The sequence below is a fragment of the Ochrobactrum sp. 19YEA23 genome (genome assembly GCF_029909865.1).
GTDB lineage: Bacteria > Pseudomonadota > Alphaproteobacteria > Rhizobiales > Rhizobiaceae > Brucella > Brucella gambitense.
On the sequence record NZ_JASAMQ010000001.1, the window covers coordinates 421,395 to 445,008 of the forward strand.

Genomic DNA, 23,614 nt, shown 5'->3' on the forward strand with positions numbered 1-23,614 from the left:
CGCAGAGCCTATCTAGTCTAAACGCTGCATCTTTGCCAAGCGCCAAACGAAACCGGCGCGAATTGGTCGCGCCGGTTCGCTCGGGTGCAGTCGGGGGAGAATGCTCTCTGTCTTGCTAGATCGTCCGCTTTTTCATCTGCTCGGCAATGTAGTCCGCCTGACGGATGGCAAGCGCCACGATAGTAAGGGTTGGGTTTTCCGCAGCGCCGCTTGTGAACTGGCTACCGTCGGAAACGAACAGGTTCTTGATGTCATGTGTCTGCCCATGCTTGTTCACCACGCCGTCCTTCGGCTTTTCGCTCATGCGATTTGTGCCGAGATTATGCGTTGAGGGGTAGGGCGGCGTCGGAAAGGTGCGAACGGCCCCCACCGCTTCATAAAGCGCCTTGCCCTGCGCATAGGCATGCGTGCGCATCGCAATATCGTTGGGATGATCGCTATAATGCACATCCGGCACCGGCAGGCCGTGCTCGTCTTTCACATCCTTGCTCAATGTGATGCGGTTGTTCACCTGCGGCATGTCCTCGCCGACGATCCAGAGACCTGCCATATTGACGTAATCATCCAACGCCGAGGTAAAGCTGCGGCCCCAGCCGCCCGGATTGAGGAACGCCGCCATGAAGGGAAGCCCGAGCGAAATAGTCTCCATTTCATAACCGCCAACAAAGCCGCGCTTCGGATCGTGGATCGCTTCGTCGCGGATAATACCGGCCATGGTCGTGCCGCGATACATGTGAACCGGCTTTTCAAACGAGGCGTAAACCGAGCCGGTCGTGTGGCGCATGTAATTGCGCCCGACCTGTCCCGATGAATTGGCAAGTCCGTCCGGAAATTTGGATGAAGCCGAATTGAGCAGCAGGCGCGGGCTTTCGATCGAATTGCCCGCAACGCAGACGACACGCGCTTTTTGCAGATGCTGCTTGCCGTCCTTGTCGGCATAGAGCACGCCCGTCACCTTGCCAGCCGCATCGTGCTCGATCTTGAGCGCGGTGGATTCGGGACGAACTTCCAGCTTGCCGGTCTCTTCGCCCTTTGGAATTTCGGTGTAAAGCGTCGACCATTTCGCGCCCCATTTGCAGCCTTGGAAGCAAAAGCCGGTCTGCTGGCAGCCCATGCGGTCATCGCGCGGCGCGGAATTGATGGCCATGCGGCCGGTATGGCATTCCTTGTAGCCGAGCTTGTCGGCACCGGCCTTCATCACCTTGAAATTGTTGTTGCCAGGCAGGCCTTCAATACCGTTGGTGCGCGTCACGCCCATCTTGTCCTCGGCCTTGGTATAATAAGGCTCCAGATCGGCAAGGGTGATCGGCCAGTCGAGCAGGTTTGCGCCTTCCAGCTTGCCGTAATTGGTCAGCGTGTGGAATTCGTGCTCCTGAAAACGCAACGATGCGCCAGCCCAGTGCGTGGTGGTGCCGCCCACTGCCTTGACGATCCATGCGGGCAGGTTTGGGAAGTCCTTCGCCACCTGCCAGTCGCCAGATGTGGTGCGTTTGTCCAGCCAGGCAAGCTGCGCGAAGCTGTCCCATTCATCATTGATGAAGTCTTCGAATTCGTGGCGCTTTCCGGCTTCCAGAATAACGACGTCGATGCCTTTTTGCGCCAGCTCGTTGCCGAGCGTGCCGCCGCCAGCACCTGAACCGATGATGACGACGACTTTGTCGTCCTTGAGATCATATGGAGCAGCCATGGTTTCCTCCCAATGCTTCGCCGTTTCCGCAAAGCGCATGGCGCTTGCCGGACGGTGATGCCGCTGTGAAATTGGTTCGGTTGAGCTTGATCCGGCTCTTTTGTTTTTACGCATTATCCTACGCAAAACCGCTACGCACTTTTGCTGGAAATGCTCTAAAGCCACTCGATGTCGTCGAAGCCGCGCTTGATGTAACCGCCCTTGGAATAGGATTCGCCTTCGTATCCGAAGAGCGGCCAGATATCCTTCTGGTTATAAAGGCCGGTCACAAGTCCGCTGCGCACCTTCTGGAAGAAGGGGCTGTCTTCGATATCGTGCAGGATCGCCACGCGCTCTTCCTCCCAGCCCAGCCCCAGATATCCTCCGGCTCCGGCCCGTTTGTTCAGATCGGCAACACCGTCCTCGATCAGCTTTTTCAGCGTTTCATCCTTGGCGGAATCCGCGTCATAGGGTTTGACGGCAATGGCGTAAAACCGGTCGGGAAGCTTGTCATGCGGATAGATATCGCGTGCGAGCTGGATCAGCGTCGCCATGGTCTCGGGCTTGAGCGTGGTTGTTTCAAGCGCCCATGCAAATTGCGGGCAGATAACGGCATTGCCGCTGATTACCAGCATGGCCCCAAGGCTCAGGCCCGCACCGCGCTTCAACAGGTCGCGGCGGGAGAGCTTCTTCTTTTCGTGGGTGGAAAGACCGTCGAAAACGGTTGTCATTCGGTTCTCCTCCTTTGCTTGCCCATCCGGAATGGATGGACTGGCTGCGCGCCCCCGGCGAATTGTCGCCACCGGGAACGCTGGCGTCTGTCGTGGCCGCTCCTCTCGGCCATGACAGGCGATACTGGCGTCGGGCGGCTTACTGGTAACGGCCGCCGCGCTGCAGAACTTCGATCTTGTACCCGTCCGGGTCTTCGGCAAAGAAGAAACGGGCGAGCTGCACGCCGTTGTTCTTGAAATCGACAAGCTTGCCGACCTTGAAGCCAAGCGCGGTAAAGCGCGCATGTTCGGCGTCGACATCGTCCACGACCACAGCAAGATGACCGTATCCGTCGCCCAGATTGTAGGGTTCGGTGCGGCCCTTGTTGACGGTCAGCTCGACTTCGAAGTCGGCTTCTGCATTGCGCAGATAGATCAGCGTGAATGTTTCGAAATCAATGCGTTCTGCAATGTCGAGCTTGAAGGCCTGGTGGTAGAAGGAAACGGATTTTTCCTCGTCGAGAACGCGGATCATCGAATGAATGGCTTTAGCCACAAGTGACTCCTATTTCTTGCATGTCATTTTTGGCAGCGCTTCGGCAAAAGCGGCTTGCGATTGTCTCACTGGTTGTCGATTATGAAAGAAAAAACGACGGCGTGGTGGCAATCGGCTACCACAGCACAGTTCGTGCTCTCAAGGATGGAGGAACCCATGTGCAAGGTTTTCGCCGAGCAGGATCCGGAAGGTTACCGGCAGATCAATCGCTCCGTGCGCATTGGCGGGCATTCCACCAGCATTCAGCTGGAGGCCACGTTCTGGCGTCTGCTGGATGAAATCGCAGCCAGCCAGAATCTGACCACGCCGCGCTTCATCTCGACACTCTATGATGAAGCGCTGGAGGCCAATGGCGCGATCCCTAATTTTGCCTCCATGCTGCGTACCACCTGCGCGCTTTATCTCATGGGGCACCGCCCCGAAGCTGCGGTCTGCGAGGAAGCGGCCTGAATGAGGTATTGGCCTCTTGGTGAAATGGGAATAGGGGAGTAGGGGAATAGGGCAGTAGGGCAATATGTTTGATACATACTCACTTACTCCCTATTCCCTTACTGCCTTCACTAAAGGAATCGAAATGGCAAGCGTAACGCGCGAACAGGTTCTGGAGCGGCTGAAGACCGTGACGGGACCGGACTTCGAAAGCGATGTTGTGTCGCTCGGACTGGTATCGGATATCTTTATTGCCGACGGCAAGGTCTTCTTCTCCATCACAGTTCCGGCGGAACGCGCAGACGGGCTGGAACCCATGCGGGTTGCAGCGGAAAAAGCCGTGAAGGAAATCCCCGGCGTTTCCGGTGCGCTGGTCACGCTGACAGCAGAAAAGCGAGGCGGTCGCACCAGTGACGACGCCCCGCCGCCGCCAAAGCCGCAACCACGCCCTGCTGCCGCAGCACCTGCGCAGCATCGCCATCCGCCGCAGCCGCAACGTGCAGCGCAAAAGCCCGGCATTCCGGGCGTCGGCGCGATCATCGCTGTCGCATCCGGCAAGGGCGGCGTTGGCAAGTCCACCACCGCGGTCAATCTGGCGCTCGGCTTGCAGGCCAATGGCTTGAAGGTCGGCATTCTCGACGCCGATATTTACGGCCCGTCCATGCCGCGTCTTCTGGGCCTTACCGGTCGTCCGGAAACGATTGAAGGCCGCATCCTGAAGCCGATGGAAAATTACGGCCTCAAGGTCATGTCCATGGGCTTCATGGTCGATGAGGAAACGCCGATGATCTGGCGCGGGCCGATGGTCATGTCGGCGCTGACGCAGATGCTGCGCGAAGTGGCTTGGGGCGAGCTTGATGTTCTTGTCGTTGACATGCCTCCGGGCACCGGCGATGCGCAGTTGACGATGGCCCAACAGGTGCCGCTCGCTGGTGCGGTCGTCGTTTCGACGCCACAGGATCTGGCGCTGATCGATGCGCGCAAGGGCTTGTCCATGTTCCGCAAGGTGGATGTTCCGCTCTTGGGTATCGTCGAGAATATGAGCTATTTCATCGCGCCGGATACTGGCAAGCGCTACGACATTTTCGGTCACGGCGGCGCGCGCAGAGAGGCCGAGCGCCTCAATGTGCCGTTCCTCGGCGAAGTACCGCTGCATATGGATATCCGCGCGCATTCGGATAATGGCACGCCGGTCACGGTGGTCGAGCCGGACAGCGAACACGCGAAAATCTACCGCGATATCGCGTCCAAGGTCTGGGAAAACATGAAGGGCGGCAACGGGGCCGGTCGGCCAGCCCCGGCGATTGTCTTCGATTAAGGGAGTAGGGGAGTAAGGCCGTAGGGGAATAAGTGAAGAGAGCGCTTGAACAAAGTTTCGGCCTTACTAGCCTATGCCCCTATGCCCCTATGCCCCTATGCCCCTATGCCCCTATGCCCCTATGCCCCTATGCCCCTATGCCCCTATGCCCCTATGCCCCTATTCCCCTATTCCCCTAACTGATCACGTCACCACTGACGGAGCATCGCGTCCGCTGCGCTTTTTCACTTCGGCGATCTGTTCCGCTGCGTCGATCAATGCTGAGAGCGTTTCCTGCGTATCGAGATTGTGCTTGGCGGTGTCCGCTTCATAGCGCTCGATATAGATGCGGATCGTTGCGCCCGATGTGCCGGTGCCCGACAGGCGAAGCACGACGCGCCCGCCATCAGGGAAATAGATGCGGATGCCCTGATGCTCGCTCACCGAATGGTCGACCGGGTCATGATAGGCGAAGTCATCCGCTTTCTCGATCTTCAGACCGTTGACCGTGGTGCCCGGCAGGCTCGAAAGCTTGGCGCGCAGGTCGGCCACCAGCTTGTTCGCGATATCCGAGTCGACCGCTTCATAGTCATGGCGGGTGTAATAGTTGCGCCCGAAGCGCGCCCAATGTTCCTCAACAATGGCCTTCACGCTTTCCTTGCGGACCGCCAGAATATTCAGCCAGAGCAGCACGGCCCAGAGACCGTCCTTCTCACGCACATGGTCGGAACCGGTGCCGGAGCTTTCTTCGCCGCAGATCGTGACCTTGCCATTGTCCAGCAGATTGCCGAAGAACTTCCAGCCGGTCGGCGTTTCATACATGCCGATGCCGAGCTTTTCCGCCACGCGGTCGGCGGCGGCGCTGGTCGGCATGGAACGCGCGATGCCCTTGATGCCGCCCTTGTATCCGGGCGCCAGATGCGCATTGGCGGCGAGCATGGCCAGCGAATCGGAAGGGGTGACGAAAATGCCGCGTCCGATGATCAGGTTGCGGTCGCCGTCGCCGTCGGAGGCTGCGCCGAAATCCGGGGCGTTGTCCGACATCAGCAGATCGTAGAGATCTTTTGCATAGACGAGGTTCGGATCGGGGTGATGCCCGCCGAAATCCGGCAGCGGAACGAAATTGACGACGCTGCCATCCGGCGCGCCGAGACGGCGCTCGAAGATTTCCTTGGCGTAAGGACCGGTCACGGCATGCATGGCGTCGAATTTGAGCGCAAAGCCGCCCTTGATCATGGCGCGGATGGCGTCGAAATCGAACAGGGTTTCCATCAGTTCGGCATAGTCGGTCACTGGATCGAAAATGACGATCTCGGCGTCACCCAGCCTGGTGCTGCCGAGTTTGTCGATATCGACATCGGCCACCTCGGCGATTTTGTACTGATCGATCACTTTGGAGCGAGCGAAGATCGCCTCGGTGATCTTTTCCGGTGCCGGGCCGCCATTGCCGATATTGTATTTGATGCCGAAATCTTCCTTCGGGCCGCCGGGATTATGGCTGGCCGAGAGTATCATGCCGCCGAATGCCTTGTATTTGCGGATCATGTTGGACGCGGCCGGTGTCGAGAGAATGCCGCCCTGACCAACCATGATGCGACCGAAGCCGTTGGCAACCGCGATCTTGATAAGCTTCTGGATCACTTCACGATTGTAGAAGCGTCCGTCGCCGCCAACCACCAGCGTCTTGCCTTCAAACCCTTCCAGCACATCGAAAATCGACTGGATGAAGTTTTCGGCATAATTGGGCTGCTGGAAAACAGGAACCTTCTTGCGTAGGCCTGAAGTGCCCGGTTGCTGGTCCTGAAAAGGTTTGGTCGCGATCGTCTTGACGGTCATATCTTTCCCGTTCGATTCAATGAATTAAGCAGTCAATGTGTTGCCATTTGCGGTCATTGCAAGACAACATAGATCAAACTTATTGTTTGAAAATAACAAAGCGTGTGTTTGTGACACGAATTTCGCGAGGGACACAGGCAACCCCCGTTTGAAACGCAAGCCAGGGTTGTTGCACATCATTTGGCGTTTGAAGTCAAATTTGGCTTTTAAGAGTGAATCGTGTGCTCGATTGTGAAGAGGGAAGGGCTAAATCGTACGAAATATCGTAAACGATGGGGCTTCTTATAATAGCTATTCACTCGATAGCTGGTTTGGTGAGCTACAACAGAACTTTAGTACTTGTTGGAAAAAATTGCTTCACCCATGAATAGGCTGGTGACACCTGTCATGGCCCCAGCCATTTCGAATCCGCTTAGTCCGAAATCTGTTCTGATACCACCCATCTCGACCTCTTTCCGCACTTGATGCAGAATATCCATACCGTCTAGCCCAAGGGTTCGTGCAAGGTAATAATCCGCCATCATTCCGTGGCAGATGCCGTGAGAAGAGCGTATTTCACCAAGCCGCGCTGTTACGATGGCCATATCGGAGCCATAGGTTTCGGCGGGAATATATGGGCGGCAATGCAGTCTTGAGTAGCCGATGCCAACAGTGCCATGGCACCAGGATGTGCTGTAGACGCCGTCTTTTCCAATACGGGGCCATCCCAGCTCTGTGCGGTATTTGGTCTCTCGCTCAAGATTTTGGAATATGACTGAAAGCGCCTCATCATCTTCTTGCTGGAAATAGGTCATGTACTCAGCAAGTACCGCCGACACGCCCGCCGTTCCGTGAGCAAAGCCCAGTAACGTGGTTTGGTCGTCGACCAGAGATCCGGCTTTGCGTTTCAAAAGATTGAATGAAAAATCAGCTAGCTTGGTGATTTTCTCTGCAATTGGATAATCGCGGAAGTGTTGGTGTAGCCTCAGCAGCATACTTAGAGTGCCCCCAATGCCGCTCACAAACTCGATCTGCTCGTAATGCTCTACTGTCTCTGTTAGCAAGCAATAAGAAATTTTACTCAGTTCTCGATCAATAATAGGCAGAAGCTTGATCAGGCGCGCATTGTTTATGACGCAGAGGCTCCACAGAGTTCCAGCCGTGCCGCTCAATGCACCGAGTTCAGCCGAAGGCGTGTCTTGGAGCTGTTCGATAGTTTGGTCGGAAATCCTGCCAGCGAATTCCGTGAAACGGGGACAAGACAAACGCTGACCGGTAATATGGAAGGCCAAAGCAATGCCGGAAATGCCTTGATAAAGGTCAATTCCACTCAAACCCGCATGAATTATATCGTCTTTTATGTGGATTGTACGCCAATTGATTTTTTCGTCGATCATCAGCGCGCAGTCCATAACCTTGCTCATTGCAAAATAAGCCAGTTTATCGATCCATTGCTCGGTGGATACCGCCTCTTGCGTTTCATCTTTATAAATTGTTTTTCTCGCGACCCATTTCTCCCCTTTCCTCAAGCGATAAACGAGGAATGCCTGCTCGGCGTCCTCCATGACCTGTTGGATAAAGGCAGGTGTTAGTCGCGAGAACTGGCTCTCGAGTTTTTGCCGGGGCGACTGATGAATGATCGTTGGGAGCTTCTCTCCAAATCCATTGAGCAGAACAGAAGAATCGAACCGCATAGAAAAATAAGGAACGTCGCCGCGAGTCAGTTCTAATAGCTCTGACTCCATAATATTTGTATCCCGGCTCGGATCGCAAAGAGCTAGCAGCTCTTGCGCTGCGCTATCCTTTTTCAAAGAACAGGGATGGCCGCAATTATATAGTATCTTTGTATATTCTTCTGTTGATTGCTTGATGATACGAATAGGAGCGCGACCAATATTGTCCCGTATAGCCCCGAGAACCTCGTCTCGGTTCTCGTGGACGAAAATTAGGGTGTCCCGCATCCCGGAAAGGATATCGCTCTCGTGTTGAATAAAATCGACTACATTTCCGTTAAGGATAACTTGGCTTTGGTATTCCCCTGTATGTAGTTTTCTCCGTTCCATTTTAAGGGAGGAAACGCGTTTTTGGGGATTCACCAGAATGTCGATATTCGTTTGAACGTTCGATTGGGCGCTCAATGCGCTTATTTCCAGTTCATCATACAACGTCTCTGTGGGCAAAAGCAGTGAGCTGTACAGGTGATTATTCGTTGGATTGTGTCGTTCTGATTCCAGGGTACATGAGAAAAGCGTCTCCAGGTCGACAAGGACTGGATATTCGCCACAGGCGATGATGTTTTCCATATGAAGGTCGGTCGAGGAACAGAGATGAGCGAGCGCTATTAATGAACCATAGCGGCGATAAAAGTTTTTCACTTGTTCCGCAGTTTGGCATTCCTTCGGAACAATGGCTTCAGCCCAGCCGTAGTCTCCATTGTTGATTGCACGCGGGAGAATATGATCAATTGGTGAGTGCTTGTTCCACCATGCAATGAAGTTGTAGTAGCCTTCATCTATGGCGATACTACGCGGTTTGTAGTAAAGTAAACGGCTGCGGCCTTCTTCATTTATGTACTCGAGCCGCGCGGTTTGCTGCATCCCTCGGTGAGGGTCGCCTATCATACGGATATCATTAATTCTCGTAATTGCATTATCGCTATGGAAATACTTCGCGGCCACGTTCAGATCCGTCTCGATACGGTCCATGAACTGTTGCAAAGAAATCGAAAAAATACTTATCTCTTGCTGCCACGTCGACCATAGTCTGGGATACTTTTCGTAAAGCGCCGACAAATTTTCTTGTTTGCAAACCTCTCGGATAAAAAATGTAAACCGGATGTTCTCCGTGTCCCCTTGCAGTAATCCGTCTTCGTCTACAAAGTTCATCTCCAGTATCAGTACCCTTTCCCATTTTCTTTTGAATATTGGGAATAACGCTTCTTTCGCGATTTTACTGAATAATTTATTAGATATAATTTTATTATCAATCTCTTTGATTTTTAGAATAATTCCGTCAGTAATATTTTTGTATACGTAATAAAATACGTCATCTTTTGTAAATTTACAGTTCATTTGAATACTTAAATAATATAGTTTAAATAATTGGTGTGCATTGGGCTCTATCTACGGGCCCAATGCATATATTATAATATAAATATTAAATACAAACTTGGTAGCAGCATGTGCAGAAGCTTGTGTAGTGGTTTGATTTTGTTGGGTTGATTTTTGTCGTCGTTCCAACGATTTTATCGACTTTGTCGCTATGGAATTTCTTAGAGATCATCTTTATTCTCCAAAAATACATGTTGATTTTAATTTCAATATAAAGCTGTAGTGTTTTAATTTTTGCCATCAATAATTATAGATTCTGATGGTTTTATAATTAAATCATAAAATTATTAATCCGTTTATCCCAAATAATAAAGAATTTTATTCCATTTTAATTGGGATGGATGAAATAAGGGGCGTGTGAGTTCTTTCAGGCGACGTCAGGATTCTATACAAAATGCAATTTTTGAGTTTGTGGGCGCTAGCCTGCATCCTTGAACAGCACGCTCTGGTCGAACAGATAGCGATTGGAAAGCGGCAGGCTTGCAGCGCCCATCGCCTTGGCGTGGACGCCCACCTTGCCTTCGATGATTTCCGGCGCACTCAGACCCTGAAGGTCCAGGCGGGAAAGTTCGGCCCGCGTCGCTTCGACAATGCGATGGCGAACACCTTCCGGTAGCCATCCATCGATGATGGCTGCAGGGAAATCGATGATCGACGCCGCCGCAACCGCCGCATGGGCAAGCCCGCGTGCGGCGAGTGCAATCCAGGCATCCAGCGGTTCGCCGAAATTGTGCCAGCTTTCGGGCGACAGCCAGAGATCGTCGGATGAAATATTCTGCTCCTGCAACAGCCGCTCCAGCACGAAAAGCGAGGCGGTATCGATCAGCTGCAATGTCGCGCGGCCGTCTTCGACGCTGCGCATGCGCATCGGCATGGAACCAAGCGCACCGGCATTGCCCGTGCGGCCCGGATAGAGCGTGTTGTTCAGCACCACGCCGCCGCCAATGAACGAGCCGATGAAGAAATAGACGAAATCCGTGAATTCCGGCCCGCGCCCGAAGGTCAGTTCCGCGCCACAGGCCGCTGTGCCGTCATTCTGGAGAAACACTGGAAACGGAAAGACCGCGCCGAAATCGTTGACGAGATCGGCATCGAGCCACGCATTCATGTCGGCGGCGGGGGCGCCCACTTCCTCAACCCAGTTCCACAGTTCAAAAGGCAGCGCGATGCCGAGACCCGCAATGCGATCGCGCTTGTCCGGATCAAGTGCGGCGGTGAAAGCGGCAATGCTGTCAAAGGCGAAATGGCGAATTTCGTCGGGCACCGGCCAGCGATAGGTGATGTGCCTGCGTTCACGGATCGCGCCCAGAAAATCCATCAATATGATTTCCGCGCTGCGTCGTCCGATCTTGAGGCCAAAGGAGAAAACGCCGTCGGCTGCAAGCCGCATTGGCATGGAAGGCTGGCCGACGCGCCCCCGCACGCGCTCGCCCTGGGTGATCAGCCCATCTTTCTCCAGAGCACGAATGATGACGGAAACGGTCTGCGCCGAAAGGCCGGTCAGGCGCGCAATATCGGCCCGGGCCAGTGCGCCATGCCTGCGAACGAGCGCCAGAACCAGCCGCTCATTATAGGCGCGCACGCCGATCTGGTTGGAACCGCGATTGATGTTCGCGCCCGGTTCGGCAAATTTCTGCATGGCGGGGCCGGGTGAACCTGCCGGTCCGTCCCTCGGCTCGGAAACGTCTTGTTCCGGATGATGCCTGACCATTCTCTCTCCCAGATCCCACGCATATGGCACGGCGAGGTTCCTAACCCATTCGTCGCAGGAGAAAAAGCCTTCTTCTTAGGGATATGAAATAAAAACAAAAGCTTATGCGGCAAGATGCTCGCGCTTTTGAGTGCGGCCTCCAGCCTCCCATGGCTCTCTCCTCCGGGGCCGAGAGTGACACAGCACATTAATAAATCAAGTGGATTTATTAATTGACTCTGTTTCAAAGCCGTGTTTTCCTCATGGCATGCCGGGGGAAAAGGACCGGTTTCACTCTGGGAGGAGTTCATGAAGAAGACAGTTCTGTCGGCGGCCTTTGCTGCCTTCACGCTTGGTGTTGCAGCACTGCCTGCGCATGCCGCCGATGTCGGCGCGTGCCTCATTACCAAGACCGACACCAATCCCTTTTTCGTCAAGATGAAAGAAGGCGCCGTCGCCAAGGCCAAGGAGCTGGGCGTCAACCTCAAGACCTATGCGGGCAAGATCGACGGCGATTCCGAGAGTCAGGTTGCAGCCGTTGAAACCTGCATCGCCGATGGCGCGAAGGGCATTCTCATCACGGCTTCCGACACCAAGGGCATCGTGCCGACGCTGCAAAAGGCGCGTGACGCTGGGCTTCTGATCATCGCGCTCGACACGCCGCTGGAACCGGCAGATGCGGCAGATGCGACGTTTGCGACCGATAATTTCATGGCTGGCGAACTGGTCGGCAAATGGGCGGCGTCAACGCTTGGCGACAAGGCCAAGGATGCGCGCGTCGCCTTCCTGAACCTGACAGCCTCGCAGCCCAGCGTCGACGTGTTGCGCGATCAGGGCTTCGATGTCGGTTTCGGTATCGACCCGAAGGACAAGAGCAAGCTTGGCGATGAGGACGATCCGCGCATTGCCGGTCGCGATCTGACCGATGGCAATGAAGAAGGCGGCCGCCGCGCCATGGAAAACCTTCTCCAGAAGGATCCGACCATCAATGTCGTGCATACGATCAACGAACCTGCCGCCGCTGGCGCTTATGAAGCGTTGAAGGCCGTGGGGCGTGAAAAGGACGTGCTGATTGTTTCCATTGATGGCGGCTGCCCCGGCGTGAAGAACGTTGCGGCTGGCGTGATTGGCGCAACCTCGCAGCAATATCCATTGCAGATGGCGTCGCTTGGCATCGAGGCGATCAAGAAGTTTGCCGATACCGGTGAAAAGCCAAAGCCGACCGAAGGCAAAACCTTCGTCGATACGGGCGTGACGCTCGTCACCGACAAGCCTGTCGATGGCGTGCCGTCCATCGATACCAAGACGGCGCTCGGCAAGTGCTGGGGCTGATCCTTCGTTGAAATGACGGCCTGGCGGGTTGTTAGCACTACAGTTGCAAATTCGTCAGGCCGTGGCGAAACGAGTGATTTCCGAGCACCGGAGCGGAGCGTACTTCAATGTACGTGAGCACCGGAGCACAGGAAATTGCTCGTTGCAGACCGGCATCACGAAGAATGCAACTGTAGTGTCAGATTTGCCGGACCGCTCTGCGGGCGAAAGCAGGAGACAATCATGAGTGAGCCACAGGCGGCATCCGCTGCACAAAAACCGTCGATGCAGGCGTTTGAAACAACCCTGTCGCAAAGCGCAACCGACGTCGCCTCCTTCGATGCGGGCGATCGTTCGACCGTTTACCGCGTCCGCCAGTTCCTGCATCACAATCCGGCAGCCGTGCCGCTGATCGTGCTGGTTCTGTCGCTGGTGGTGTTCGGCGTCACATTGGGCGGCAAATTCTTCTCCGCCTTTGCGCTTACGCTCATTCTCCAGCAGGTCGCCATCACCGGCATCATTGCCGTGGCCCAGACGCTGGTTATCCTCACCGCCGGTATCGATCTTTCGGTCGGCGCGATCATGGTACTGTCGTCGGTGGTGATGGGCCAGTTCACCTTTCGCTATGGCCTGCCAGCCGAGCTTTCCATCGTGCTTGGCTTCGCAACCGGTGCGCTGTGCGGCTTTATCAACGGCTTTCTTGTCGCTTATGTTCGCCTGCCGCCCTTCATCGTCACGCTGGGCATGTGGCAGGTGATTCTCGCCACGAATTTCCTGTATTCGGCGAATGAAACCATCCGCGCGCAGGAAATCACTGCGCAAGCGCCAATCCTGCAGTTTTTCGGCGAAAGCATTCGTGTCGGCGGCGCGGTCTTCACCTATGGCGTGATCGCCATGGTGCTGCTGGTGTTGCTGCTCTGGTATGTGCTGAACCACACCGCCTGGGGTCGCCATGTCTATGCCATTGGCGATGATCCGGAGGCCGCAAAGCTCTCAGGCGTTTCGGTCAAGCCGATCCTGATGTCGGTCTATGTTCTGGCCGGTATCATCTGTGCTCTGGCCGGTTGGGCGATGATTGGTCGCCTCGGTTCCGTGTCACCAACTGCAGGCCAGTTTGCCAATATTGAATCCATCACAGCCGTGGTGATCGGCGGCATCTCGCTCTTCGGCGGGCGCGGCTCCATCCTCGGCACCATGTTCGGCGCGCTGATTGTCGGTGTGTTCTCGCTGGGCCTGCGTCTGTGGGGCACCGATCCGCAATGGACCTATCTCCTGATTGGCGTTCTCATCATCGCTGCTGTCGCCATCGACCAATGGATCAGAAAGGCTGCCGCATGACAAACTCGGCTACACCTGTTCTCTCGGCAAAAGGTCTGGTCAAGCGTTATGGGCGCGTCACCGCGCTCGACCATGCCGATTTTGATCTCTATCCGGGCGAAATCCTCGCTGTCATCGGCGACAATGGCGCCGGTAAATCATCGCTCATCAAGGCGCTGTCCGGCGCGATCAAGCCCGACGAAGGCGAAATCCAGCTCGACGGCAAGCCGGTCAGCTTCCATTCGCCGATGGAAGCCCGGCATGCGGGTATCGAGACGGTTTACCAGAACCTTGCTTTGTCGCCCGCGCTTTCCATCGCCGACAACCTGTTTCTCGGGCGGGAAATCCGCCGCAAGGGACCGCTCGGTTCGGTGTTCCGTATGCTCGACCGAGGCGCGATGGAGAAGATCGCCCGCGACAAGCTGACGGAGCTGGGTCTGATGACCATCCAGAATATCGGTCAGGCGGTGGAGACGCTGTCCGGCGGGCAGCGTCAGGGCGTTGCGGTGGCGCGCGCAGCCGCTTTCGGGTCCAAGGTCGTGATCATGGATGAGCCGACGGCAGCGCTCGGCGTGAAGGAATCGCGCCGCGTGCTGGAACTGATTCAGGACGTCAAGGCGCGAGGCATGCCGATCGTGCTCATCTCACATAACATGCCGCATGTGTTCGAAGTGGCCGACCGCATTCATATTCACCGGCTCGGACGCCGCCTGACGGTTATTGATCCGAAGGAATATTCGATGTCTGACGCTGTGGCTTTGATGACGGGCGCAATGCGACCGAAGGCCGAGGCCGCATAGTTTTCTTGAGTGGACCGCTCGAATCGGGACATCTGTCCGCACGACCACGAAACGGAAACTGGACATGACGCCTATCGAGCGCGAAGACCTGCCTTCAGAAATTCTTGCGCGGCTTGCCAGGGATGACAGCCGGCTGATCGTCGCCATTGCTGGCCCTCCGGGTGCAGGCAAGTCCACCATCTCTGAAGAGCTTCGCGCCGCGCTCAACAAGGGTGAAGACGCGCCGTCCATTGTGGTGCCGATGGACGGATTTCACCTCGATGACGTGATTCTGGATCAGCGCGGTTTGCGCAGTCGCAAAGGATCGCCGCCGACTTTCGATTGCGCCGGGTTTGCAGCGCTGCTCGAACGGCTGAAACACGCGCGGGAGGAAGTGTTCATTCCGGTGTTCGACCGTGCGCTGGAGCTTTCCCGTGCGGCGGCCTCGGTGGTCGGCCCTGAGCATCGGGTGCTTCTGGTGGAAGGCAATTATCTACTGCTCGACCAGCAACCATGGTCGAGACTGGAGCCGTTTTTCGACATGACGATCCGCCTTGATGTGCCTTTTCCGGTGCTGGAGCGCCGATTGATCGACCGCTGGCTTTCCTATGGTTTCGACGAGGAGACGGCGCGCAGCCGCGCATTTTCCAACGACATTCCCAATGCCCAGCTCGTCGTGGAACAATCGCGCCAGGCGGATTTTGTCGTGGTCTCGGACGGGCGATAACGGGGAATTGCTGCTTTCAAGGCTTGCGAGGATGCGCTTGCGTCTGCATGATGGGGGTCAATTCATAGTCACCTGCAATTTCCGATCGGAATAATCCCCAATGACCGATTACGTTTTCGCGCCGCGCCCGCAGCCTTTTCTGCCCGTGAAGGGAACAGACGCGCTTTTTCCCGTGCATCGCATCTATTGCGTCGGGCAGAATTATGCCGATCACGCCATCGAAATGGGCGGCGATCCGACCCGCAATCCTCCGTTCTTCTTCCAGAAGAATCCGGACAATCTGGTCATCAATGGCGGTGATTTTCCCTATCCGCCCAAGACCGAGGATGTGCATCACGAGATCGAGCTGGTGATCGCATTGAAGACCGGCGGCACCGACATTCCGGTCGAGAAGGCGCTGGATCACGTTTACGGCTATGCGGTCGGGATCGACATTACGCGGCGTGACCTGCAAGCGGTCGCTAAAAAGGCGGGGCGCCCGTGGGAGGTCGCCAAGGCTTTCGAACATTCCGCACCGTGCTCGGCCATTGCGCCTGTGTCAGATGTGGGCCATCCGCAATCGGCATCGATTTCGCTGTCTATCAATGGTGAGACGCGCCAGTCCGGCGATCTCAACCAGATGATCTGGAAAGTGGCCGAAACGATTTCCTATCTTTCGTCGCTCTTTGAGCTGCAGCCGGGCGATCTTATATTCACAGGCACGCCCGCAGGCGTTGGTCCCGTGCAGCGCGGTGACCGTCTCGTGGGCAAGGTGGATGGTGTCGGCAGCCTGTCCGTAACGGTTGCCTGAGGTTTATTGTTGAGCGGAGGAGGCAGAATGAGCACCTATCTTCCCGATGATGTGCATGATGCTTTGGAGCGCGTCATCGCTGAGAAGCATCCGGGTCTGAACCTGACAGAAGCCATAACGCTGATTTTGCGCAAGTGGCTGGTCCATGAAGGCTATCTGCCGACGGCGCCGGAACATGGCACGCCGCCGGAAGAACTGAATGCGACCAATGATGATTAGCGCGTCCGACACAACGCCGAAGCACCAGAGCCGGGGCGACAAGTGACGATGGCCAAGCATTCAAATCAGGGCGCGGGTCGCAAGGCGGCGCTTGGCAAACGCCTTTTGATTCTCACGATTCTTGCCATTTTGCTGGTCATCGCGCTTGTCTGGATGAGCATTTATCTCTTCGATCCGAACGGGGGGCTGGACTTCGACGATCTTGGAATTTTCGCCTTGGATTTCAATATCATAGATACGATGCTGCCGCGCATTCTCTGAGCGCGTTAATCCTTTTGTTACCATTTGAAATATTCATTTTGGCGCGACCCTGACGTTTAGCGCTTCCGTTTTTCGTCTTTTGCGTGGTACAGAACTGTCATCGACCGAAAGAATATTGACTGCAACGGGCTTCCTGGAGGCCGTTAAGCCAAGAGGATCTGGATGGCATTCGAGGACATCAAGGCGGAAATTGCGCTGCTGTTTGAGCAAATGGTGAATCAGCCGCAGGACGCCCATGAAATCCGCGAAACGGTTCGCGAAAAGCTGAATGCGCTCCGTGCGAACGGTTTGCCGCTGCCTGACGATCTGGTCGAGCTTGAAAAACGCATCGAAAAAGATTTCGATTCCTGAGAACGGGTCCAGCTATGCGTTTCGCGCTTTTTTCTTCTGCATCCGCTTCCCTTGCACGCAAGGGTGTCCTGCTTTTGGGCTGCGCCGTGGCGCTGAGTGCTTGCAATACCACCAATGATGGCAAGCCGGTCAAAACGGCTCTGATTTCTCCAGCCGATACCGCACCGCAGACAAGTGCAGCGGGTGCCGCTGTCGGCGCTACTGCTGCGCCGCAGGCTGTTGCTGTGGCTGGTACGCCTGCCGCCGCCGCTGGTGCTGCTACGGTTCCGGGGGCTACGCCTGCCGCTGATGCGGCTGTCGGCACGACTGCTACGGCCATGGCTGCTGGTCCGGCTGCAACGGGCGGCGCTGCCGCTATTGCCGCAGCCACCGCGACGGACGGCACTGCCGTTCCCGGTGTTCCCGCAGCGGGTGCAGAAGCAGTTGCTTCCGCCGAACCTGCCCTGCCAGCTGTCGTTCCTATTCCAGGCGAACGTGGCGTTTCGCAGCCGATGATGGCCTATGCTGGCGCACGTGCTGCGGCTTCGCCTGCCTCGGTTGCCGCCAATATGGCTTTTGAGACGCCGGAGCATGCGCCGAAAGATATCGACGCGCTGATTGCCAAATATTCCGTCGCTTATGATGTACCTGAGCGTCTGGTGCGCCGGGTCGTGCATCGCGAGAGCCGCTTCAATCCCGGTGCGCGCAATGGACCTTATTGGGGTCTGATGCAGATCAGCCATCCGACGGCACGCGGCATGGGCTATAAGGGCGCGCCGAAGGGCTTGCTCGATGCCGAAACGAACCTGAAATATGCCGTTCGCTATCTGTCGGGCGCGTATAAGGTTGCCGGCGGCAATGAAAGCCAGGCCGTGCGTTACTATGCACGCGGCTATTATTACGACGCCAAGCGTCAGGGTATGCTGGAAGAAACCGGCATGGATGGCGGTTTCCGTAACGGTCCGACACGCGATGCTGCGGCTTCTATCGAGCCGGTTTCCCTGCCAAGCGGTTCTTCGGCCCCGTTGCCGGGTGTTGCGCCGATTCAGGCCTCTTACGCCCCTGCACAATAAGCTTCTCCCGGCGGCGGCTTGGTCGCCGGTGTAATTCCCGATATAGACTGGAGCATCGGCCCAAAAATCGGAATCGATTTTTGGAAAGAACGATGCGTTTAACTGTCATATTGACGCTGCAGAGCAATGGCAGTTTTCTGTCTGAAAATCGGACAGGGCGAAGACTATGAAACTGCCAGATACAATCAAATGGCATTACGACAGGGCGGAGCTCTGGGCGGATGGGGTCATCCATGTGCTCGGCGTGGCGCTGGCCTTTGCCGGTGCAATCGCCATGCTGATCTATTTCCTGCCGAACAGTCCTGCGGCGACATCGATTTCCTCCAGTGTCTATCTGGCATGCCTTCTGGGCGCGCTCGGTATTTCGGCAGTCTATAATATCTGGCCGGTGTCGCCGACCAAATGGTTCCTGCGCCGGTTCGATCATTCGGCCATCTACCTGCTGATTGCCGGGACCTACACGCCTTTCGCCATGCATATGGGCGACCGCGCCGTGCCGCTGCTTCTCTTCGTGTGGGGTGTGGCTTTTGTTGGCATCATGCTGAAGCTTTTTCTGCCCGGTCGTTTCGATCGGCTGTCGATCCTGCTTTATCTGGCGCTCGGATGGAGCGGCATTATGGTTTACGACACGATCACTCAATCGCTGCCGACCACCGTGTTCTGGCTGATCGCAGCAGGCGGCATCGTTTACTCGCTGGGTGTGATCTTTCACGTCTGGCAGCGGCTGCGTTTCCAGAACGCTATCTGGCATGGCTTTGTCGTCGTTGGGGCGATGCTGCATTATTGTGCTGTGTTTTTTGTTGGCGCGTGGAACTGAAACTCTCAATGGAAGTCTCGCGACTTCGGCATGATCCGCACATTTCTGGGGTGATGTGCCATTTGTGACGGTGCGACGAGGCGTTGTGCTTCGCGCCCGCTCAGATCCAGCAAGGCACCGGAGCGGTCCTCGATCTTGGCCGCCACCACATGCACCACGCCTTCCGGGCTTCGCTGGACGCGACCTTCGATGCGGACCAGACGCGCGCCCATCACCTCGCGACGAAATGCTTTCATGATCTTCGGCCAGACGACGATATTGGCGATGCCAGTCTCGTCTTCGATGGTGAGAAACACAACGCCCTTCGCGCTGCCGGGGCGCTGCCGCACCGTCACGATACCTGCCACCTTCATGCGGCGGCTATCGGTGCCTTCCTGCACGGCGCGACAGGTGGAAACGCCTTCCGCTGCCAGCCCCTCGCGCAAATATTGCAGCGGATGCCCTTTCAGCGAAAGCCGGGTCGTTTCGTAATCGGCAATGACATGTTCAGCGGCGGCCATTTCGGGCAGCTTGGTGCGCGGTTCTTCCGCCAGTTCGCTTGTGGCCGCAGCCCGGAACAGCGGAAGGGTCTCATCATTGGGCAGGCGGCGCACAGCCCAGAGTGCTGCACGGCGGTCGATATCGAGCGAGCCGAAAGCATCCGCATCGGCGAGCGCGGTGAAAGCGCGCCGGTCGAGGCGCAGGCGGCGATGCATATCCTCAATGGTGCGATAAGGCTCATGTCGGTCGGCAAGCAGCAGCTTTGTGTCATCCTTGGAAAAGCCGTCGATCTGGCGGAAGCCAAGCCGTACAGCTGGATATGGTCCGGGAATGTCTTCCAGAAGATTATCCCACTGGCTGAAATTCACATCGACCGGCAGAACCGTCACGCCATGCTCACGCGCATCGCGCACGATCTGCGCTGGCGCATAAAAACCCATCGGCTGCGAGTTGAGCAGCGCGGCGGCAAAGACTTCCGGGTGGTGATGTTTGATCCACGCGGAAATATAGACCAGATGCGCAAAGCTTGCCGCATGGCTTTCCGGAAACCCATATTCACCGAAACCCTTGATCTGGTTGAAGCAATTCTCGGCGAAGGTCCGGTCGTAGCCTCGTTTCACCATGCCGTCGATCATCTTTTCCTGCATGGTGTGGATGGTGCCCATCTTGCGGAAAGTTGCCATGGCCCGGCGCAGCTGGTTGGCTTCGTCGGGCGTGAACTTTGCCGCCTCGATGGCAATACGCATCGCCTGTTCCTGAAACAGCGGCACGCCTTTGGTCTTGTCCAGTATCTGCCGCAGCTCGTCCGGTGGGCCATGTTCCGGGGCAGGCGACGGCAAGGTGTTGGGCTCCTGTCCGTTTCTTCGTCTCAGATAGGGATGCACCATATCGCCCTGAATCGGACCGGGGCGCACAATGGCGACCTGGATGACAAGATCGTAGAACTCGCGCGGGCGCAAACGCGGCAGCATGTTCATCTGCGCGCGGCTTTCCACCTGAAACACACCGAGCGAATCCCCCTTGCAGAGCATGTCATAGACAGTCTTGTCGTCGCGGGGCAGGGTGGCGAGGGTCATTTTTTGACCGCCATAAAGCTGCGGCTTGTGCTGGTGAATGAGGTCGAAGGCCTTGCGAATGCAGGTCAGCATGCCGAGCGACAGCACATCCACTTTCATCAGCCCCACTTCATCGATGTCATCCTTGTCCCATTCGATGAAAGAGCGCTTATCCATCGCCGCCGGGCCGATGGGCACAGTCTCGTCCAGACGGTCGCGTGTGAGCACAAAGCCCCCCACATGCTGCGACAGATGACGCGGAAAGCCGATCAGCTCTATGGCCAGTTCCACAGCGCGCCGGATGACTGGATTTTCCGGATCGAGGCCCGTCTGACGAATATGTTCTTTGTCGATGCCGCCGCCGGATATGCCCCAGACCGTATTGGCAAGCGCCGCTGTCACATCTTCGGTCAGCCCCAGCGCCTTGCCGACATCGCGGATCGCACTGCGGGAACGATAACTGATGACGGTCGCGACAATTGCCGCGCGATCAGTGGTGTAACGATTATAGACATATTGCATCACCTCCTCGCGCCGCTCATGCTCGAAATCGACGTCGATATCCGGCGGCTCCTTACGCTCGGCGGAGATGAAACGCTCGAACAGCAGGTCCACTTCGGTAGGGTCCACACCGGTTATGCCAAGACAGAAGCAGACGACCGAATTTGCCGCCGAACCGCGCCCCTGACACAAAATGTCTTGCGAGCGGGCAAAGCGCACAATGTCATGGACGGTCAGGAAATAGGCTGCATATTGCAGCTTTTCGATCAGCGCCAGTTCCTTGACGATCAGCGCCTGCACCTTTTCCGGTATGCTGTCCGCGCCGTAATGTCGGGCGGCACCTTCCCAGGCCAGATCATGCAGATGCTGCTGCGGCGTCTTTCCCGGCGGCACGGGCTCGTCGGGATAATCATATTTCAACTCGTCGAGCTGGAAGGTGATGGGCGCGGTGAAATCGGCGGTCGCAGCAATCGCCTGCGAATAGGCGCGGAAAAGCCGGACCATTTCCCGCGCTGGCTTCAGATGACGCTCGGCGTTTTTCTCCAGCAGCCGCCCGGCGGCAAAAACCGTGCTGTGATGGCGGGTCGCCGTCAGCACATCCTGAAGCGCGCGGCGGTCGGGGTGGTGATAGAGCACGTCATTGGTGGCGAGAAGCGGCACGCCCGCGTCTGCTGCAAAACGGGCGATGCGCTCGGCCCGGCGTCCATCATGTCCCTGATGCGGCATGGCCAGCGCCAGCCAGACGCAGCCTTGTGCCGCCGTGGCAATTTCCGACAGGCGCGCCGGAAAGTCAGGATCGTTGTCTTCCGGGGGCATGACGGCGATCTGAAACTGTCGGGCGCGAAACAACAGGTCGGCCCAGAGCAGATGGCATTCGCCCTTGATGGCAGCGCGCCTTTTGCCCTCGGTCAGGAGGCGGCACAATTGCCCATAAACAGGCCGGTCGCGCGGGTAGACGACCATATCCGGCGTGCCGTCGATGAAGGACAGGCGGCAGCCGATGAAAAGCCGGAAGTCGCTTTTGTCACGAAAATCCTTCCATGCGGCATGCGCCCGCACCACACCGGCCAGCGTGTTGCGATCAGCAATGCCGATGCCGGACAGACCAAGTTCGTGCGCGCGCAATACCAGTTCCTGCGGATGCGATGCGCCGCACAGGAAGGAGAAATTGCTGGCGACAGCCATTTCATAATAAGCGGGGTTTTTGCCGATCTGTGTCATCAGGCAAACAACCCATGCAGAAACCAGCGTGGATGATTGGCGCCGTCATAAAGCCCTTCGCGGAAAATCCAGAAGCGCTGGCCGTTCTCATCTTCCACCCGGTAATAATCGCGCAGCTCCGGTACGTCATGACCGATGGAAAGCCACCATTCCGGCTCGATCCGCTCCGGCCCTTCGGCAAGGCGAATATGATGGCGAACCCGCCGCCACAGGAAAAACGAGGGCGGGCTGTCAGGCACTTCCGCCACGCTTTCGATGGGCTGCGGCGGACGAAACAGTTTTATGGGGCGTGCTGGCGGATCACCGGCTAATACCGCACTGCTTTCATAGTCGGTCCCGTTTGCGCGGCTGCCATGTAGGGCAGGGCGCAGGCCAAAAGCGCGCTCCGGCATATGCGTATCGCGCGCGAAGGGCACCAACACGCGTTCCGGCCCCAGACGCGCCGAGAGCCGGTCGATCAGCTGGCTGAAACCGGCATCGTCTTCCTCATGCTGGTCCAGCCCGGTCTGGCGTTGTGCGACCGCGGCGCTGCGCAAGGCGGCAAGCCTGATCATGTCGAAACCGAACCCGGCATCCAGCGGATCGGTAAGGGCGTTGAGCCTTTCGCGCGCAAGGCGCAGAAAAACCCTGTCATCACGCAGAGGCTGGCCAGTCTCAATATGAATATGGCGTATCGCGCCATCGACCCGGAAGAAGGACGCTTCGATCAGAAGCGCACCTTTGCCTTCTGTTTCAAGCCGGGCGAACAGTTCCAGCGCCAGTTCCTGCAGGATGCGCTCCACCAGTTCCATGGCGGTCAGAGGCTCGGACAGGCGACGTTCAGTCGTTGCGAGCGGCACCATGCGCAGCGGCGAGATGGGCGCGCGCTCCTGCCGTGTCAGGCGACCGAGACGGGTGGCGAGATCGGGGCCGAAGCGGGCGGTGAGTGCGGCACGCGGCAGCGCCATCACATCGCCGATCCGTTTCAGGCCCGCACGCTTGAGGCCTGTTTCAGCGGCATTGGCCAGTTCAAGTGCGGAAAGCGGCAGGCGCGGCAACACGGCGTCGGCTTGCACTTTGTCGAAGACACCGCCTCTCGTGCCACGGGCGAGAAGCCGCGCAGCAAAGCTGTTATCGGCAATGGCCGCCTGTATGTGCAGACCGGCGCGCTCGATGCGCCGGATCACATCGGCATGCATGGCGGCCAATCCGCCGAACAGATGCGCACAACCGGTAATGTCCAGCATCAGCCCGTGCGGCGGATCGAAGGCGACAAGCGGCGTATAGCGTTCGCACCAATGGGCCATGCTATTGAGCAGGGCGGCATCGCGCTCCGGCTCGGCATTGGCTACATCCAGCCTTTCCACGCGCGCTCGCGCATCGGTCAGCGCCATGCCGGGATAAAGCCCGAGCTTGGCGGCCTTGACGTCGATGGCCGTCAGCCGCAGCGCATTGGCGGTGCGCTCGGTAATGACAAGCGG

Annotated in this window: 20 protein-coding genes; 12 read left to right on the plus strand and 8 right to left on the minus strand. The window is 57.0% G+C overall.

Going from position 1 to position 23,614, the window contains the following annotated elements; translation table 11 throughout:
* Window positions 1-115 precede the first annotated feature (115 nt).
* The 3 genes from QBD01_RS01920 to QBD01_RS01930 form a co-directional block, all read right to left on the minus strand.
* Entirely contained in the window at window positions 116-1,687 is a 1,572-nt protein-coding gene (locus tag QBD01_RS01920; RefSeq protein WP_280991388.1) for a GMC family oxidoreductase, read from the minus strand.
* A gap of 155 nt (window positions 1,688-1,842) precedes the next feature.
* Window positions 1,843-2,397 carry a gluconate 2-dehydrogenase subunit 3 family protein gene (locus QBD01_RS01925; RefSeq protein WP_280991389.1) on the minus strand — a complete coding sequence of 185 codons (555 nt, stop codon included), beginning with the start codon at window positions 2,395-2,397 and terminating at the stop codon, window positions 1,843-1,845.
* Between the two features lie 139 nt (window positions 2,398-2,536).
* Window positions 2,537-2,932, minus strand: coding sequence for a VOC family protein (locus tag QBD01_RS01930; RefSeq protein WP_140024504.1), 396 nt, complete (start codon window positions 2,930-2,932; stop codon window positions 2,537-2,539).
* 156 nt (window positions 2,933-3,088) lie between these two features.
* Here QBD01_RS01930 and QBD01_RS01935 point away from each other — a divergent pair, with 156 nt between their 5' ends.
* Together QBD01_RS01935 and apbC are read left to right on the plus strand one after the other, a co-directional pair.
* Window positions 3,089-3,382, plus strand: a complete 294-nt coding sequence (locus QBD01_RS01935) for a ribbon-helix-helix domain-containing protein (protein ID WP_006471202.1) — start codon at window positions 3,089-3,091, stop codon at window positions 3,380-3,382.
* Between the two features lie 124 nt (window positions 3,383-3,506).
* Window positions 3,507-4,679 (plus strand): iron-sulfur cluster carrier protein ApbC, encoded by a 1,173-nt coding sequence (gene apbC / locus QBD01_RS01940; protein WP_280991390.1) that lies wholly within the window; start codon window positions 3,507-3,509, stop codon window positions 4,677-4,679.
* A gap of 183 nt (window positions 4,680-4,862) precedes the next feature.
* On the opposite strand, the gene QBD01_RS01945 is transcribed toward apbC, so the two are convergent.
* The 3 genes from QBD01_RS01945 to QBD01_RS01955 all read right to left on the minus strand — a co-directional run bounded on the left by QBD01_RS01945 (window position 4,863) and on the right by QBD01_RS01955 (window position 11,294).
* On the minus strand, window positions 4,863-6,494 hold the full coding sequence (locus tag QBD01_RS01945) for an alpha-D-glucose phosphate-specific phosphoglucomutase (RefSeq protein ID WP_280991391.1): 1,632 nt from the start codon (window positions 6,492-6,494) through the stop codon (window positions 4,863-4,865).
* Between the two features lie 332 nt (window positions 6,495-6,826).
* Window positions 6,827-9,544 (minus strand): type 2 lanthipeptide synthetase LanM family protein, encoded by a 2,718-nt coding sequence (locus QBD01_RS01950; RefSeq protein ID WP_280991392.1) that lies wholly within the window; start codon window positions 9,542-9,544, stop codon window positions 6,827-6,829.
* A gap of 457 nt (window positions 9,545-10,001) precedes the next feature.
* A complete protein-coding gene (locus tag QBD01_RS01955) occupies window positions 10,002-11,294 on the minus strand; it encodes an ROK family protein (protein ID WP_392391302.1) in 1,293 nt (430 codons plus the stop codon).
* Window positions 11,295-11,582: 288 nt separating this feature from the next.
* Here QBD01_RS01955 and QBD01_RS01960 point away from each other — a divergent pair, with 288 nt between their 5' ends.
* The 10 genes from QBD01_RS01960 (at window position 11,583) to QBD01_RS02005 (ending at window position 18,897) form a co-directional block, all read left to right on the plus strand.
* A complete protein-coding gene (locus QBD01_RS01960) occupies window positions 11,583-12,605 on the plus strand; it encodes a sugar ABC transporter substrate-binding protein (protein ID WP_078339946.1) in 1,023 nt (340 codons plus the stop codon).
* Window positions 12,606-12,827: 222 nt separating this feature from the next.
* Window positions 12,828-13,922: an ABC transporter permease gene (locus QBD01_RS01965; RefSeq protein ID WP_280991393.1), complete on the plus strand. Its 1,095-nt coding sequence runs from the start codon at window positions 12,828-12,830 to the stop codon at window positions 13,920-13,922.
* Window positions 13,919-14,701, plus strand: coding sequence for an ATP-binding cassette domain-containing protein (locus tag QBD01_RS01970; RefSeq protein WP_078339948.1), 783 nt, complete (start codon window positions 13,919-13,921; stop codon window positions 14,699-14,701). Before QBD01_RS01965 ends, QBD01_RS01970 begins: the two co-directional genes overlap by 4 nt.
* Before the next feature lie 64 nt (window positions 14,702-14,765).
* A complete protein-coding gene (locus QBD01_RS01975; RefSeq protein ID WP_280991394.1) occupies window positions 14,766-15,407 on the plus strand; it encodes a nucleoside/nucleotide kinase family protein in 642 nt (213 codons plus the stop codon).
* A gap of 100 nt (window positions 15,408-15,507) precedes the next feature.
* A complete protein-coding gene (locus QBD01_RS01980) occupies window positions 15,508-16,197 on the plus strand; it encodes a fumarylacetoacetate hydrolase family protein (protein ID WP_280991395.1) in 690 nt (229 codons plus the stop codon).
* A 27-nt stretch (window positions 16,198-16,224) separates the two neighbouring features.
* Complete coding sequence (locus tag QBD01_RS01985; protein WP_138783961.1) at window positions 16,225-16,416, plus strand: hypothetical protein; 192 nt, start codon at window positions 16,225-16,227, stop codon at window positions 16,414-16,416.
* Window positions 16,417-16,464: 48 nt separating this feature from the next.
* Window positions 16,465-16,677 carry a hypothetical protein gene (locus tag QBD01_RS01990; RefSeq protein ID WP_280991396.1) on the plus strand — a complete coding sequence of 71 codons (213 nt, stop codon included), beginning with the start codon at window positions 16,465-16,467 and terminating at the stop codon, window positions 16,675-16,677.
* A 162-nt stretch (window positions 16,678-16,839) separates the two neighbouring features.
* A complete protein-coding gene (locus QBD01_RS01995) occupies window positions 16,840-17,028 on the plus strand; it encodes a hypothetical protein (RefSeq protein WP_078339953.1) in 189 nt (62 codons plus the stop codon).
* 14 nt (window positions 17,029-17,042) lie between these two features.
* Window positions 17,043-18,080: a transglycosylase SLT domain-containing protein gene (locus tag QBD01_RS02000; RefSeq protein WP_392391303.1), complete on the plus strand. Its 1,038-nt coding sequence runs from the start codon at window positions 17,043-17,045 to the stop codon at window positions 18,078-18,080.
* 166 nt (window positions 18,081-18,246) lie between these two features.
* On the plus strand, window positions 18,247-18,897 hold the full coding sequence (locus tag QBD01_RS02005) for a hemolysin III family protein (RefSeq protein WP_280991397.1): 651 nt from the start codon (window positions 18,247-18,249) through the stop codon (window positions 18,895-18,897).
* Between the two features lie 5 nt (window positions 18,898-18,902).
* Here QBD01_RS02005 and QBD01_RS02010 read toward each other — a convergent pair whose 3' ends face one another.
* Complete coding sequence (locus QBD01_RS02010) at window positions 18,903-22,154, minus strand: error-prone DNA polymerase (protein ID WP_280991398.1); 3,252 nt, start codon at window positions 22,152-22,154, stop codon at window positions 18,903-18,905.
* A complete protein-coding gene (locus QBD01_RS02015) occupies window positions 22,154-23,605 on the minus strand; it encodes a DNA polymerase Y family protein (RefSeq protein WP_280992087.1) in 1,452 nt (483 codons plus the stop codon). The genes QBD01_RS02010 and QBD01_RS02015 overlap by 1 nt, the downstream gene beginning before the upstream one ends.
* Window positions 23,606-23,614: the final 9 nt, after the last annotated feature.

Coding starts and splice junctions, on each gene's coding strand:
- QBD01_RS01955 (WP_392391302.1), bottom strand. CDS start 11,294: ATGGTCAGGCATCATCCGGAACAAGACGTTTCCGAGCCGAGGGACGGA.
- QBD01_RS02010 (WP_280991398.1), bottom strand. CDS start 22,154: ATGACACAGATCGGCAAAAACCCCGCTTATTATGAAATGGCTGTCGCC.
- QBD01_RS01965 (WP_280991393.1), top strand. CDS start 12,828: ATGAGTGAGCCACAGGCGGCATCCGCTGCACAAAAACCGTCGATGCAG.
- QBD01_RS01975 (WP_280991394.1), top strand. CDS start 14,766: ATGACGCCTATCGAGCGCGAAGACCTGCCTTCAGAAATTCTTGCGCGG.
- QBD01_RS01990 (WP_280991396.1), top strand. CDS start 16,465: ATGGCCAAGCATTCAAATCAGGGCGCGGGTCGCAAGGCGGCGCTTGGC.
- apbC (WP_280991390.1), top strand. CDS start 3,507: ATGGCAAGCGTAACGCGCGAACAGGTTCTGGAGCGGCTGAAGACCGTG.
- QBD01_RS01945 (WP_280991391.1), bottom strand. CDS start 6,494: ATGACCGTCAAGACGATCGCGACCAAACCTTTTCAGGACCAGCAACCG.
- QBD01_RS01995 (WP_078339953.1), top strand. CDS start 16,840: ATGGCATTCGAGGACATCAAGGCGGAAATTGCGCTGCTGTTTGAGCAA.
- QBD01_RS02005 (WP_280991397.1), top strand. CDS start 18,247: ATGAAACTGCCAGATACAATCAAATGGCATTACGACAGGGCGGAGCTC.
- QBD01_RS01980 (WP_280991395.1), top strand. CDS start 15,508: ATGACCGATTACGTTTTCGCGCCGCGCCCGCAGCCTTTTCTGCCCGTG.
- QBD01_RS01925 (WP_280991389.1), bottom strand. CDS start 2,397: ATGACAACCGTTTTCGACGGTCTTTCCACCCACGAAAAGAAGAAGCTC.
- QBD01_RS01920 (WP_280991388.1), bottom strand. CDS start 1,687: ATGGCTGCTCCATATGATCTCAAGGACGACAAAGTCGTCGTCATCATC.
- QBD01_RS01950 (WP_280991392.1), bottom strand. CDS start 9,544: ATGAACTGTAAATTTACAAAAGATGACGTATTTTATTACGTATACAAA.
- QBD01_RS01960 (WP_078339946.1), top strand. CDS start 11,583: ATGAAGAAGACAGTTCTGTCGGCGGCCTTTGCTGCCTTCACGCTTGGT.
- QBD01_RS02000 (WP_392391303.1), top strand. CDS start 17,043: ATGCGTTTCGCGCTTTTTTCTTCTGCATCCGCTTCCCTTGCACGCAAG.
- QBD01_RS01935 (WP_006471202.1), top strand. CDS start 3,089: ATGTGCAAGGTTTTCGCCGAGCAGGATCCGGAAGGTTACCGGCAGATC.
- QBD01_RS01970 (WP_078339948.1), top strand. CDS start 13,919: ATGACAAACTCGGCTACACCTGTTCTCTCGGCAAAAGGTCTGGTCAAG.
- QBD01_RS01985 (WP_138783961.1), top strand. CDS start 16,225: ATGAGCACCTATCTTCCCGATGATGTGCATGATGCTTTGGAGCGCGTC.